The organism is Paraglaciecola sp. G1-13, from assembly GCF_055809255.1.
The window spans coordinates 4,393,783-4,407,793 of record NZ_CM147903.1; the positions used below are offsets into that span (position 1 = coordinate 4,393,783).

Below are 14,011 nucleotides of genomic sequence, written 5' to 3' on the forward strand. Positions count from 1 at the left end.
ATATATTACCAGACGCCATGCTACTAGGAACAAGCATACTATGGTAAATAATATTTACTAGATAAGATATTTGTATAAATACCCTATGAAAATAGACAACCAACATACACCGTCCCCGGCGCCTATTAAAAAGGTCAAAAGTAAGCCCTCGACTCAGGTGAGCCCTAACGCTGAGACCCCAGACAAGGGGCCTCAAGATGTTAAGGGCACTGCAGCACGGATGACACAATGGTTTGCACAAATTGGTGTATCACTGCCTTATCAAGGTATGCGTGCTAATAGCATAGAAACCAGAGTACAAAGGCGGCAGAAAATAGCAGCCCAACGTAAGCTAAGTAATATAGAAAGTGTGCTCGAAAAGGCGCTAAAATACTGTATTGAGGAAGGGGAGAATGAGCGTCTCGACCCCGATTGGTTTTATAACTTTGCCAATATGGCAGAGGAAATACATTCGCCGGCCATGCAGGAATTATGGGGGAAAATTTTTGCAGTAGAAACAAACCGCCCAGGCAGTTTCTCGCTTCGCACACTGCTCATTCTAAAACAATTAACACAAAAAGATGCCCAGACATTTCGCCGCGCAGTCGCTTTGTCGAGCAGACGAAAAGGTGACACAACACCTAAATTACTCACAGGGTTTTATCAGCAGCCTTCCATACTCGCTATGTTTAGGTTGCGCAAAGAGCAACAACTCAATCTTGCGACCTTTGGCCTTAGCTATCCCGATTTGCTCTCTTTGATGGATTTAGGGCTGATACACCAAACTGAAATAGAATCAGGTGAATGGCCAGTTAATTCAGTGGTGGAATGGAGGAGTAATGGCCAAGTTTTCCAATTGAGCGCAAGAAAACCTGGTACCACTTTAAAGTATTATAAGTTTACCACCTCAGGGGCGGAACTTTTTACTTTGGTGGGAGTTAACAAGCAAGCAAACTATATAGAAGCGTTGAAACATATTTTGCTCAACGCATTTGTCGTCGACTAAATACCATCACCATCACCAAATTCATGTAGGCCGCACTCACGTTTCAAGCCAAAGAAGCGAGTATCTTTCTCGTCCATTCCTTCTTGCAAGGAGCGTGTAGTGTGCCAATCGCCGATCGAAACATAGCCCTGTTCCCATAACGGATGGTAGGGCATGTCATGCTCTTTTAAGTAATAGTGAACATCTTTATTACTCCAATCCAGGATAGGATAGACTTTCACTTGTCGCGTCAACTTTTGCAATATTGATAGCGATTCACGCATTTCCGACTGACTGCGGCGCAACCCTGCGAACCACGTTTTTACATCTAACTCAGCAAGCGCTTGCTGCATGGGTTGCACTTTATTCAGCTTATTGTACTGCTCAATGCCGTCGGCACCGTTTTCCCACAATTTGCCAAAGCGTGCTTCTTGCCACGCGCCTGACATAGGCGCTCGGTACACTTGCAGGTTGAGGTTCAAACGCTCAGTTAGCTCATCAATAAATTGATAGGTTTCAGGAAATAGGTAGCCTGTATCCGTCAATACCACTGGAATATCAGGGAATTGCTGAGTCAACATATGTAACATTACTGCAGCTTGAGCACCGAAACTTGAAGACAACATAAAAGTTGGCTCCAGATTTTCCAGTGCCCAGGTCACGCGCTGAACCGCACTTTTCGCTTCCAACTGCTGGTTCAGCTCTTCTAACGAAACCTGCGTTAAAATCTTAGGTGTACCGTCGTTTGGCTCGGCATTTTGCGACGACTGCAACGTTACATTACGCATAAAAATCCTCAGCGGAATTCACCACTTCTGCGATAACACCTGTGCGAATAACAAAGTCACCAAATGATTCATCACTTTGAGCTTCTTTTGCCCACTGGCCGATCAATACATCTAGCTCGTCCATGATTTGCTGCTCACCGATGTTCTCTTTGTACATTTTCGGAATTCTTGTGCCCTGACGGTTTCCGCCTAAGTGCAAATTGTATTTGCCCGGCCCTTTACCCACTAAACCGATTTCAGCCAGCATGGAACGTCCACAACCATTCGGGCAGCCAGTAACGCGGTAAATTATGCTCTTTTGCGCAATTTCGTGTTTCGCTAATATGCCCTCTAACTGAGTAACGGCTTCAGGCAAATAGCGCTCAGCCTCTGCCATTGCCAAAGGACAAGTAGGCAAAGCAACGCAAGCCATGGAATCTTTGCGCTGAGCTGACAAATCATCTTCGATCAAACCATGAGCTCTGGCTATTTCTTCCACTTTCGCTTTGTTTTGTTCGCTGACGCCCGCCACAATTAGGTTTTGATTAGCGGTTAAACGGAAATCACCATCGTGTATCTTGGCGATTTCAGCACAGCCTGTTTTCAAAGGCTTACCTGGGTAATCTAAAATTCGGCCATTTTCAATAAATAGGGTTAAATGATGCTTACCGTCAATACCTTCAACCCAACCAATGCGGTCTCCACGCTCAGTAAACTCATATGCCTGACTTTCACCAAACGTTACGCCTGAACGCTTTTCGACCTCGGCTTTAAAGTTTTCTACCCCTACTCGTTCAAGGGTATATTTGGTTTTTGCGTTTTTACGGTTAACTCGGTTACCCCAGTCACGCTGCGTGCTGACAACGGCTTCAGCAATCGCTAAGGTGTCTTCCACTTTAATAAAACCAAAGTCGCTTGCCTTACGGGGGAATGTAGCGTGGTCGCCGTGGGTCATAGCAAGACCACCACCGACTAACACATTAAACCCGACTAACTTTCCGTCTTTAGAAATGGCAATAAAGTTAAGATCGTTAGCGTGCACATCCACATCGTTTAAAGGGGGAATGGCCACCGTTGTCTTAAATTTACGCGGCAAGTAGTTGGCGCCCAAAATCGGTTCATGATCTGTGGTTTCTTTTTTCTCGCCATCAAGCCATATTTCCGCGTAAGCACGCGTTTTAGGCAGTAAATGTTCACTGATTTTAGTGGCCCATTCATAGGCTTCTTGATGCACTGCCGACTCAATAGGATTCGAGGTACACAACACATTTCGATTAACATCACCAGCAGTGGCAATTGAATCAATACCGACTTGGTTAAGCGTTTGATGCATCAATTTGATATTGGGTTTAAGTACACCGTGAAATTGAAATGTTTGGCGCGTCGTTAAACGAATACTGCCGTACAGTGATTTTTCTTCGGCGAATTTATCAATTGCTAACCATTGCTGAGGCTTAATAATGCCTCCAGGCAAACGCGCACGTAACATGACATTTTGTAATGGCTCAAGCTTTTGCTTAGCGCGTTCGGCGCGCAAGTCACGATCGTCTTGTTGATACATACCGTGAAAACGAATTAACTGGAAATTGTCACCCACAAATGCACCGGTTAAATCATCTTTTAAATCTTCAGCAATAGTGCCACGTAAAAAATTGCTTTCGCCTTTAAGGCGTTCGTTGTCGGCAAGCTTGCCCTCTACAACGAATTTATTGTCTGTCGTCATTAATAAACGTCCTTCTGATAACGTTTTGCTCTGCGCAATGCAGTTAAATATTCTTCGGCAGCTTCAGCACTCTTAGCACCGTGCTTTTGTACGATTTCGACCAGTGCGGCATGCACGTCTTTAGCCATATGATTCGCATCACCGCACACATAAAAATGCGCACCCTGTTCAAGCCATGCAAATACTTCTGCGCCTTGCTCTAATAATCGATGCTGAACATATATTTTATCTTCTTGATCGCGTGAAAACGCCAAGCTGACTTTACTGAGCACGCCGTCTTTTACGAAACGCTGCCACTCTGTTTGATATAAAAAGTCTTGGGTGTAATTTGGGTTGCCAAAGAACAACCAGTTTTTACCCTCAGCTTCTTGCGCCTCACGTTCTTGCATAAATGCTCTAAAAGGGGCTATGCCGGTGCCTGGCCCAACCATGATGACAGGGGTATCTGAACTTTCAGGCAAACGGAAGTTGTCATTCTTTTCAACAAAAACTTGTACTTCACCGCCTTCTTCTAAGCGTTGAGCGAGGTAACTTGACGCGCCGCCTTGATGAATCTGGCCATGTGCATCGTATTCAACTAATGCCACTGTTAAATGCACCTCGTCTTCTACTTCAGCTTGGCTCGAAGCAATAGAATAGAGACGCGGAGTCATACCCCGCAGCATATCAACTAACGCTTGAGCATCTACTTTTGCTGGATATTGGCGCACAATATCAATAATTTGACGTTCGCCTAGGAAAGCCCGTAAGCCTGCTTTGTCTTCGAGTAAGGCATTCAATTCAGGATTATTCGCAATCTCAGCATACGCGGTCACAAATGACGGATAGCTCTGGGTTAACTCACGCTTTTCAATCAGTGCATCACGCAGGACAATAGCTTCACCGCTTAAGGCAACTTCCGCCTCACCTTCAACGCCAAGCAAGCTAAGTAACTCGTCTACCATGCTAGGGTCATTTTTGAACCAAACACCTAATGCATCACCTGGGCGATATTGAATGCCTGAGTCTTCAAGTGAAATTTCAATGTGCCTGATGTCTTTGACTGAATCACGGCCAGTTACTTTTTGGCTTTCTAACAAACTCGCTGTAAAAGGGTTTTTCTTAGAATACTGAGCCGTGGCCACTGACAGGCTGGGCTTACCAACATGAGGCATGGCTACCACATGTGAATTGCTTTTAGCTTTCAGCTCATCTTGAACTTTATTTAAAACTTGTTCACCCCAGGCTTGCGCAGCGTCATCGTAATCCACATCACAGTCAACGCGGTCGGCAATACGCTTGGCACCTAATTCATCAAGCTTTTTGTCAAAGTCTTTGGCGGTCTGGCAGAAAAATTCATAGCTGCTGTCTCCTAGGCCTAAAACTGAGAAGCTCAAATTTGGTAATTTAGGGGCTTTTTTACTTGAAAGAAAATCATGCAACTCAATGGCATCATCTGGCGCATCCCCTTCACCATGGGTGCTAACAATGACCACGACATGTGATTCATTCTTCAGTTGTTTCGCTTTGTAGTCAGCCATATTGACCAACTTGGCTGCAATGCCTGCTGCATCGAGCTTGGCTTTGTAGCCTTGGGCCAATGCCTTAGCGTTACCCGTTTGAGAGCCGTAAAGAATGGTAATGAATTTATCCGCACCCGCTGCCTCGCCAACTGCTGGGTTTGCTTGAGGGATCGTTGCACCGACCTGAGTCTGAGCTAGCCCAGCCAGATAACCACTTAACCAACCTAACTGAGATGGTGTGAGTGACGGCGTCAATTGATTAAGCTGCGCCCATTGGGTATCACTTAATGCGGTAGTAGAACCTAAATTTTGCTGTGTATTTGATGACATAATATCGCTAACCTCGAATGCTATGGCACTAGGTTAGCGATCTATCTTCATAACCGGAAAGAATAAATACTAATTTTTTATTACTTAATGGACTGAGCGAAAAGTCAACAAATCGCTACAGCCAAAATAGTTTAAAAATGCACTTCAACGCCAACAAACGCGCCACTGAATTCAAAGTCGGTATAAATACCGTCTAAGTCATCTAATTCCATCTTTAACTCGCGATAGCCAAGCTGTACTGTAGCGTCAATAGCGATATTATCGAGCAAACCGTAAGTGATCGCCGCTTGATAATCTGAAATGGTGTTATCGTCGAACGCTAAAAAACTCCCTTCTACATATGCACCCAACCCTGTAAATGGTACACCTACAGCAACGCGAGAATAAAGCATTGGCACAAATCCAGAGAAGTCTTGTGAGGCATTCTGTGTTGCATCACCTTGTTCTTCTACATAAATATCGCCGTCAACATGCTTAGCGTTGATACCTAAGTCAAAACTTATTAGGTCATTATCAAACAACTCATAATAAGCAATATAATCAGTGCTGATTAAATCAAGTGAAGTATTGACCGTGGTGTTCGCTGAAAACAACTCTGAACCGTAGGTCATGCTAGAGGACAGCACGGTTTCCCCATTGGTATCTAGCCCTGTACGTTGTAATTTAATATTTGGTACGAATGGCACTGGGTGCTCAAGCGCAACATAAAAGCTGCCCTTGGTTTCATCTTCAAAATTAAAATCAACGTTATTATTGCTATCAGAAAACCCACCGGTTGTCTCCATATCCCATGCTTGCGCTCCCGCATATACGCCTAAAAGAGTGTCGGCTTGGCTCGAAAAACTTGAAAAGGCCAATACCAGTGCACCAGCACAGAGTGATTTGTTCATTCGTTATCCTTGATTTAGTAGTTCTGAAAGTTCAATTAGAGCAGCATTCGCGCGGGAAATATAGTTCGCCATCACTAACGAGTGATTTGCTAGCATGCCAAAGCCACTGCCATTTAAGATCATGGGGCTGAAAATAGACTCTTGGGTAGATTCAAGCTCACGAATAATCTGCTGGACGCTGACTCGCGCATTCTTCTTGTCTAATACATCTGCGAAATCAACTTCAACCGCTTTTAAAAAATGAATTAATGCCCAACTTGCGCCGCGCGCCTCATAGAAATTGTTGTCTAACTGAAACCAGCTTGTTTGCTCACGCAGTTCTTCAGCAGGGATAGCTCCTGCACTACTGTCACCCGCAAAGCTTGTATCAAGCCTGTCCTGCCCTACGCTGACACTTAATTTTTGTGACAAGTTGCCTAGTCTTTTTTCAACTTGTTTTACCCAATCACGCAAGTTATCAGCGCGCGCATAAAATTGTGCCGTACCCTGGCGGCTAGTAGATAAACTTGCGCGGTACTGATACAGCTTATCGATAGCATCTTGATATTGAGATTCAGCAGAAGGTAAAAGCCAACTGCGGTGATCAATATTTAGTTTTGGCTGTGCATCGGTCAAAAATGGATTTTCGCTAGATTGTGATTGAGAGCGGCTAATATCTTTACGCATGGATAAAGCCAAGTCTCGCGTCATCTCTAACGCGCCAAACTCCCAACTTGGCATGTTGTCCATAAACAATCCTGGCGGCATAACATCATTGGACAAGTATCCACCAGATTTATTCAACAGGGTCTCTGTTACGGTAATCAAGCTAGTCGTCAAGGTATATCCGGGGACTAGTTTTTCGTTATGTTGCTGGGCGTATTCTTGAGCGGTTTGCTTAGGATCAAACGTGGCAGGTTCAAAGCTCCAATAAATCGCAATGAGCCAAAAAATTAAAAACAGTATTGCTGCAATACTCAGCAACCATTTTGGGGTTAGGTACTTTTGCATGCTCACCTCCTAGTGATGACGATGTTGATTGGGTGATACGACAACTGCGTTAAAATTGATCTGCTGACCGTCATTTGTGATTAACGCTAAGGGTACGATTTGCTCTTTTTTCAAAGGCTGCTTCAAGCCGAAGAGCATCATGTGTAGGCCTCCGGGCGCAAACTTAACTGTTCTTCCGGCAGGAATAATAACAGCATCTTGTTTCTCCATACGCATGACTTCACCTTGCATAATGTGATTATGCAGTTCTATTTTTTTAGCAATCTCGGCTGAACCACCGACTAAAGATATATCCTGGTCACTGGTATTGGATACGGTAAAATAAGCAGATGTATTAGGTACGCTCGGCGGTAACAATCTTATCGTGGCATCAGAAATTTCTACTTCGGCAAAGGCAGCATTCGCTAAAAAAATCAGAACCATAGCCGTTAATTTTACTATATTCACTGGCATCTACTCTTCCGTTTAAGTGAAAACAGAATTATTCAGTAAATTTCAACAAGATGCTACCCATTCCAGTAGATGGGCGTCCATGTCCCACGTTTACACGGGAAAGATTAACCGAGAATCACGAATAACTATCGTTGCTTTTTTTATCTTTTAGCAACCATATTATGATGATTGCACCTAGCAATATTGGCCAGATACTACTCAAACCTGCAAATATCAGTGCGCCCAATATAGCAAATACGGTGAAGCCAATAGCTGCAACAACACTGAGCGCAACAGCAAATCCAATCATCACTAATACAACCCCCACAATCACTAACAAAATTAACGACGTTACCGGCTCTACAAAATCACTGTCGAGTTGCAGACGAATATCGAGCAAATCTGACGCTGCATATCCAAGGCTGTAAGTTATCAAGATAGCAATTAACACTGCCAGCGCTAGGTTCTTGAGTACATTCATGGGCGTGTAGGCAATAAAAGTACTGCCATACCATATGCAACGGCTGTGGGAACCGGTAACAACAACAGGCTCAAAATTGCTGCAATACGTATTGCCCAGCGCGGCTGATCCCAATGTTTTGCTAATCCTGCGCATACACCTGAAATTTTAGCGTGCAATGCATCTCTGTGAAGCCTGTTTATATTTATGTAATCTCTCATGTCATTCTCCAAATTTGAGGTGAGCAACTTTCCGTTTCTGCTTACACCTCTAACTACTCAATCGGTTCTCTGTGCTTATGCGACTTTTTTTCGCAGCTCAGCAAGCTGTTTTTCTATTTCTTCGCTTGCTTCTAATTCGGCTAATTCAGCATTCAGGCTTTTTGTTTCACTGACCAAGTCAAAGGCATCAACTTGCGCTTCTAGGTCATCGATACGGCGCTCGTATTGATCAAACTTCACGATAGCGGTGTCGACTTTGTTATATGCATCTGAATGTCTTAGCTTTAAGCGTGAACTTTGAGTACGTTGTCTTATCAGTAACGTTTTTTGTTTCGCTTTAGCTTCACTTAGCTTGTCATTTAACTGGCTACTATCACTTTGTAGTTTATTAATAGACTCTTGAACTTCGTTTAGTTGTTCGTGCAGACTATCTAAAGCCTGATCTACTCGCTGTTTTTCACCTAGCGCTGCTCGGGCAAGATCTTCACGCTCTTTTTGTAAAGCGATCTGCGCTTTGTTCTGCCAATTCGCACTTTCAATTTCAAGTTTACTGATACGACGCTCAATCTGCTTCTTATCAGCCAACACCGTCGCGGCCACGGAACGTACCTCAACTAATGTATCCTGCATCTCTAAAATGAGGTGCTTAATCATTTTTTCCGGATCTTCTGCCTTATCCAATAATGCATTAATGTTTGATTGCACGATATCTGACATTCTTGAAAGTAAACCCATGATAAATCTCCACTTGGTTAGGTTTATTGGTTGTACATGTTATGCAACCAACCGTTATCTATTTACTAGCCTGTTACAAGTGTTGTGCCACATGAAGAATAAGACTTAACCTTATGAAATTTATAGCTTATTTATTCTTGTAACAATCGAGTAGGATCCTACCTTTGATAACAAGTGGTTATTTTGACCAATGAGTTAGTGAGATTAACGATTGTGAAACTCGTTATTTTTCTAAAAGAGGGCTATTTAGAGTTTGCAGATTGATATTTTCTGCGCGTATGATGACTGTACTTGGTTATTTATTGACCACATTTGTTCGATGGCTATCTTTACGCTAAGGAATAAGCATATGACCCACGACGAAATTCAATCTCTCGTTTTTGCAGCACTTGAACTCACAAATCAATCTCGCGAAGACGACGCGCAAGTCCCCATATCTCCCGACACAGCTCTTTTCGGTAAGCAAGGTCACCTAGACTCTATGGGGCTAGTCGCATTGCTCATCGATATAGAAGACATGTTGCTCGACCAAGATATTCAAGTGTCTTTAAGTGACGAACGCGCCATGTCGGCCGCCAATAGTCCTTTTAAAAACGTCAGTTCTCTCGTTGATCATATCGACAAACTTTTATCAGGGAAATAACCCGATGCAACACATACTTGTTACTGGTGCGAGTCGTGGCCTTGGGTTATCAATGGTTGAACATTTATTAGCGCAAGGGAATATCGTATTTGGATGCGCTCGTGGTGAGAGCACTTTTTCACACAAGAATTATCATCACTTTAAAGCGGATGTTTCGAGGGAAGAAGACGTCAGCAACTTATTTATTCAAATAAGAAAGTCGATTAAGTACATCGACGTGTTAATTAATAACGCGGGAGTCGCACGAATGAACGCGTTCGCCCTGACTCCTGTTAAAAATATGCGCGAGACCATAGACGTGAATTATGCGGGTACTTTTATGTGCTGCCAAAAAGCAATCCGTCTACTCAGAAAATCAGCAAACCCTCGTATCGTCAATATGAGTACCGTCGCAGTGCCGATGAACCTAGAGGGGGAAGCGGCTTATGCTGCGTCTAAAAGTGCGGTGGAATCCTTAACACGTGTACTCGCCAAAGAGCTAAGCTGCTTCAATATAACCTGCAACGCAATCGGACCTTCGCCAATAGCCACAGACTTAATACGCGGCGTGGGTGAAGAAAAAATAGCACGCTTAGTCAAGCAACAAGCGATACAGAAAATGGCGCAGCCGGAAGATGTACTCAACTTAATCGACTTTTTCATCAAGCCACAGAGTAAAATGATTACAGGTCAGATAATTTATCTAGGAGGGATATCATGACAGTACAATTTTTATTGGACAAAATGGCAGAACTCGAAAACCAACAAGCCGTCGCAGTTGGCAGCAATGTTATTACATATGCAGAGTTACTAACCAAATATCATGCTTGGCTCAAGTGGATAAAAGAAGAACAAATACAGCCCGGAGCGGTCGTTAGTATCAAGTCGGACTATAGCGCTGATAGTATTTCTCTGTTTTTGGCATTGACGCATAATCGCAATATTATTGTGCCGCTATCGAATGACTCAAAGGCCCATTTTGATACCTTCTGTGATATTGCTCAAAACCAGTACGATATCATCCTCGGCAATGGCCCTGTTACGTTAGTTAGAACCAATAATCAACCAAACCACGAGTTATACCAGGTTCTGCACAAAAGAAATCAACCCGGTTTGGTATTATTCTCCTCAGGCTCAACCGGAAAAAGCAAAGCAATATTTCACGATTTATCACAGCTCCTCAATAAGTTTACCGTACCGCGGAAAATGATGCGCACACTGGCCTTTTTGCAATTTGATCATATTGGAGGGGTGAATACGTTACTTTATACCTTGGCAAATGGCGGTACGGCAGTTGTGCCTGCTAAACGAACCCCAGAATCCGTGTGTGAAGCCATCGATACTCATCAAGTGGAAGTGTTGCCTACTTCGCCTACCTTTATTAATTTATTGTTGCTCTCTGGCGCGGCAGATGACGCTGACCTTAGCTCACTTAAACTGATTACTTACGGCACTGAAACCATGCCTGATAGTACACTCGCAGCAATTACCGCAAGATTTCCTGAGACGAAGCTACTGCAAACCTATGGTCTGTCCGAAGTCGGTATTCTGCGCTCTAAATCTCGAGATTCGAAATCCCTGTGGGTCAAAGTGGGCGGTGCTGAATTTGAGACCAAAATCCTAGACGGGCGCCTTTGGATAAAATCAGAATCCGCCATGCTAGGCTACCTTAATGCCCCCTCGCCTTTTGATGAAGAGGGCTTTTTAGACACTGGCGACCAAGTTGAGCAAGATGGTGAGTGGATAAAAATATTAGGCAGGCAGAGTGAAATCATTAACGTAGGCGGTGAGAAGGTCTATCCCGCCGAAGTCGAAAGTGTCGTTTTAGAAATGGACGGCGTGGAAGATGCAGCAGTGTATTCTATTCCTCACGCGATAACAGGAATGCTCGTCGCTATCGAGGTGAAGCTGAGCACGGAAGAAACATTATCAGAATTTAAAGTCAGAATGCGTAAATATTGCTCTGCTAGCTTACAGCAATACAAAATCCCTAGAAAAATAACTTTAATTGATAACTATACTCACAATGCACGCTTTAAAAGGATGCGTAAACGATCGTAATAATTGATATTCAATGACGATATTACGACCCAACAAGGATATTGACCATGTATAGCACTATCAAATTAATTATAAACCGTATTTGCCAACTTATTGTTTTACCTCTGGCTATCACTTGCTGGTTAGAAACCAAATTAAGCCAGCGTTCTGAAGCCGTTTTTGCGTTTTGGACGCACATCGTTTCAATATTTCCCGGACTGCCAGGCGTATTTTTACGAAGAGCATTCTATTCACTGACCTTAGAAAAATGTTCTCTTAATAGTCACATTGGTTTTGGCACTATTTTCGCTCACCGAGGCACCATCGTAGAAGACAATGTCTATACTGGAATTTATTGTTCAATAGGCTCTGCATATTTAAAAAAGAACTGCTTAATCGGCAGTCATGCCAGTTTGTTAAGCGGAAACACCCAACACCAGCGTAACGAGGAAAATGGTGAATGGATGCCATTTTCGAAAGACAACATCAATCGAATCGAAATCTCAGAAAATGTTTGGGTAGGCGAAGGCGCCATTATACTTGCCAATATAGGCAGAGGCTCTTTGGTAGCCGCCGGTGCTGTCGTTAATACCAATGTAAAAGCAAATATTATTGTTGCAGGCAATCCTGCAAGATTCGTTAAGAGCTTTGAGCCAAGCGCGAATAAAACAACCACCAAAGTAAAGGTAAGCGATGAAATTCTGAAGTCTCAACCTGAGGTGTGATTACAAATGGATAAAATACGTAGCGATTTTGTAGACTGGATGAAAGCAGTAGGCATGTTTTTAATTGTATTTGGACATTTTTTTGGCGACCCGTTTAATCAATTTACGCAACCTGTCTACCCAAAACAATTAGGTGTGGCCATGTTTGTTTTTATTATGGGGTGGGGGTTAGGCAAAGCGAGTAGTACACACTATCAAGTGAGTTATAACAGAATCTTTCCTATGTTCTTTTGGGGAGGCATTATCGCGATGTTCATCAGTATGGTAAGCTTTTTTGCTATACAAGATATAGCGGAAAGTAATTACGCTCCTCTCTTTTTCGGGATAAATGTCGTATTTAATTTCTTTCCTGCAAATCCTACAACATGGTTCATTGGCACTTATTTACACATAATCCTTCTCTGGGTGTTTGTTTTTCGTCATATTAAGATTACTCCGATAGTGCTTTTTTTAAGCATGATTTTCGAAATTGTATTTCGTAGTTACTTCATTAACGATAATTCTATTTTTATTGCTTACATGTCGTTACCAAACTGGTTGACACTATTTTTGCTAGGGATGTACATGTGCCAGCAGAAGGATCATTCTAGTTCTAGTGGATTGATGTTAAGGGTTTTAGGTTGGGCGGGATTTCTCATAGTTTGGGCTATTACCCTAAATAATTTCGATGTTTCGAATCGTTTCCCTTTTAAAAGTATTGAAATTAGCTCTCAGCTCATCAACGCGTTAACCACTTCAAGCATCGTCTCAGTCGTATATCTAGCCAATACCTTATTTAGTATTGCTGTATTCAGTCGTATTAAGGCCGGTCGGATAGTGCGATTCTTCTCGCGTAATACCATTATTGTTTTTATAGGTCATATGCCGCTTTACTTCGTTCTTGAACCTATTGTCCGGCTCGTATTTCCCAGTGGTTGGCCAAAACGATTGTGTATTGTTCTTATCATGTACATCGGGCTATCTTGGCTGTCTGAATTACTACACAAATGGATAAAAGTGGACTCGATTAAAAAGTGGGGATGGGAAAAAATAACGCAGTTTGTGCCAAAGCTGGCTAAACCTTAAAATCTCTACAGCGATCAATACTACAAAGAGTGACCGCTGTTTATGCTTGAGCTATTAAGGTTAGAAGGTGTACCTACGTTTTCCTGCAACGATACGATGACGGAAAACAAAATAGCACCCGCGATGTACGCGACAACTGGTGCAAACAAGAGCGTGATAAGAGTGTTATGGTCGAACATAATCATCTCCTTATTCTGCTTGGTTTTTATCTTCTTCATCTACATTTAAATCAGTAATAGTGACTTTGCTTGCATATACAGGCTCATTACTATTAATACTAAACATGTTGCTAGCTGTCAGTACTGCTTCTTGAATACCATACTGAAGTTCAGTTTTAGTTGTCTCTATGGTTTTCACCATCATGCCGCTAACAAATTGCTCTAAGTTCACTTCGGCTGCTGATGCATGTGAGCTAAATGCAAAGGTAGACGTTAAGGCGATCGCTGCGATAGTTGATTTAGTAAACATAATATTTCCTCTTTTCGTTAAATTATTAAGTGTTTTGATTTTTTTTGAACACTTTAGTTAAGTCGAGTGAAATATTG

At 42.8% G+C, this 14,011-nt stretch carries 16 protein-coding genes and 1 pseudogene; 6 read left to right on the forward strand and 11 right to left on the reverse strand.

The genetic code is table 11. The features are described from left to right. The first annotated feature begins 85 nt into the window (after positions 1-85). Positions 86-985: a TIGR03899 family protein gene (locus tag AC0L6N_RS18615; RefSeq protein WP_473476723.1), complete on the forward strand. Its 900-nt coding sequence runs from the start codon at positions 86-88 to the stop codon at positions 983-985. Here AC0L6N_RS18615 and AC0L6N_RS18620 read toward each other — a convergent pair. The 9 genes and pseudogenes from AC0L6N_RS18620 to pspA form a co-directional block, all read right to left on the reverse strand. Continuing rightward, a complete protein-coding gene (locus AC0L6N_RS18620) occupies positions 982-1,752 on the reverse strand; it encodes a phosphoadenylyl-sulfate reductase (RefSeq protein ID WP_011576733.1) in 771 nt (256 codons plus the stop codon). The genes AC0L6N_RS18615 and AC0L6N_RS18620 overlap by 4 nt on opposite strands. Then, positions 1,745-3,454: an assimilatory sulfite reductase (NADPH) hemoprotein subunit gene (gene cysI / locus AC0L6N_RS18625; protein WP_473476725.1), complete on the reverse strand. Its 1,710-nt coding sequence runs from the start codon at positions 3,452-3,454 to the stop codon at positions 1,745-1,747. Before cysI ends, AC0L6N_RS18620 begins: the two co-directional genes overlap by 8 nt. Beyond that, positions 3,454-5,286 carry an assimilatory sulfite reductase (NADPH) flavoprotein subunit gene (locus AC0L6N_RS18630; protein WP_473476728.1) on the reverse strand — a complete coding sequence of 611 codons (1,833 nt, stop codon included), beginning with the start codon at positions 5,284-5,286 and terminating at the stop codon, positions 3,454-3,456. The genes cysI and AC0L6N_RS18630 overlap by 1 nt, the downstream gene beginning before the upstream one ends. Positions 5,287-5,417: 131 nt before the next feature. Beyond that, on the reverse strand, positions 5,418-6,176 hold the full coding sequence (locus tag AC0L6N_RS18635) for a TIGR04219 family outer membrane beta-barrel protein (RefSeq protein WP_473476730.1): 759 nt from the start codon (positions 6,174-6,176) through the stop codon (positions 5,418-5,420). Between the two features lie 3 nt (positions 6,177-6,179). Beyond that, positions 6,180-7,166, reverse strand: a complete 987-nt coding sequence (locus AC0L6N_RS18640) for a DUF2333 family protein (protein WP_011576737.1) — start codon at positions 7,164-7,166, stop codon at positions 6,180-6,182. Positions 7,167-7,175: 9 nt separating this feature from the next. Next, on the reverse strand, positions 7,176-7,619 hold the full coding sequence (locus AC0L6N_RS18645; protein ID WP_473476733.1) for a copper chaperone PCu(A)C: 444 nt from the start codon (positions 7,617-7,619) through the stop codon (positions 7,176-7,178). A 115-nt stretch (positions 7,620-7,734) separates the two neighbouring features. After that, on the reverse strand, positions 7,735-8,193 hold the full coding sequence (locus tag AC0L6N_RS18650) for a hypothetical protein (protein ID WP_473476734.1): 459 nt from the start codon (positions 8,191-8,193) through the stop codon (positions 7,735-7,737). Beyond that, positions 8,145-8,279, reverse strand: a pseudogene (locus AC0L6N_RS18655) (PspC domain-containing protein); the annotation flags it as partial. The gene AC0L6N_RS18650 and the pseudogene AC0L6N_RS18655, both read right to left, overlap by 49 nt. A gap of 75 nt (positions 8,280-8,354) precedes the next feature. Further along, complete coding sequence (gene pspA, locus AC0L6N_RS18660; RefSeq protein WP_473476736.1) at positions 8,355-9,014, reverse strand: phage shock protein PspA; 660 nt, start codon at positions 9,012-9,014, stop codon at positions 8,355-8,357. A gap of 349 nt (positions 9,015-9,363) precedes the next feature. Between pspA and AC0L6N_RS18665 the strand changes: the two genes are divergently transcribed. The 5 genes from AC0L6N_RS18665 to AC0L6N_RS18685 are packed head-to-tail and all read left to right on the forward strand — an operon-like array spanning position 9,364 to position 13,466. Beyond that, entirely contained in the window at positions 9,364-9,657 is a 294-nt protein-coding gene (locus tag AC0L6N_RS18665; RefSeq protein WP_473476739.1) for a hypothetical protein, read from the forward strand. 4 nt (positions 9,658-9,661) lie between these two features. After that, a complete protein-coding gene (locus AC0L6N_RS18670) occupies positions 9,662-10,357 on the forward strand; it encodes an SDR family NAD(P)-dependent oxidoreductase (RefSeq protein WP_473476741.1) in 696 nt (231 codons plus the stop codon). Beyond that, positions 10,354-11,697 carry an ANL family adenylate-forming protein gene (locus tag AC0L6N_RS18675; protein WP_473476742.1) on the forward strand — a complete coding sequence of 448 codons (1,344 nt, stop codon included), beginning with the start codon at positions 10,354-10,356 and terminating at the stop codon, positions 11,695-11,697. The genes AC0L6N_RS18670 and AC0L6N_RS18675 overlap by 4 nt, the downstream gene beginning before the upstream one ends. Before the next feature lie 47 nt (positions 11,698-11,744). Then, positions 11,745-12,401, forward strand: coding sequence for an acyltransferase (locus AC0L6N_RS18680; RefSeq protein WP_473476744.1), 657 nt, complete (start codon positions 11,745-11,747; stop codon positions 12,399-12,401). A 6-nt stretch (positions 12,402-12,407) separates the two neighbouring features. Further along, entirely contained in the window at positions 12,408-13,466 is a 1,059-nt protein-coding gene (locus tag AC0L6N_RS18685; RefSeq protein WP_473476747.1) for an acyltransferase family protein, read from the forward strand. A 20-nt stretch (positions 13,467-13,486) separates the two neighbouring features. Here AC0L6N_RS18685 and AC0L6N_RS18690 read toward each other — a convergent pair whose 3' ends face one another. Further along, positions 13,487-13,645 (reverse strand): hypothetical protein, encoded by a 159-nt coding sequence (locus AC0L6N_RS18690; RefSeq protein WP_198136254.1) that lies wholly within the window; start codon positions 13,643-13,645, stop codon positions 13,487-13,489. Between the two features lie 10 nt (positions 13,646-13,655). Continuing rightward, a complete protein-coding gene (locus AC0L6N_RS18695; protein ID WP_011576746.1) occupies positions 13,656-13,934 on the reverse strand; it encodes a hypothetical protein in 279 nt (92 codons plus the stop codon). Positions 13,935-14,011: the final 77 nt, after the last annotated feature.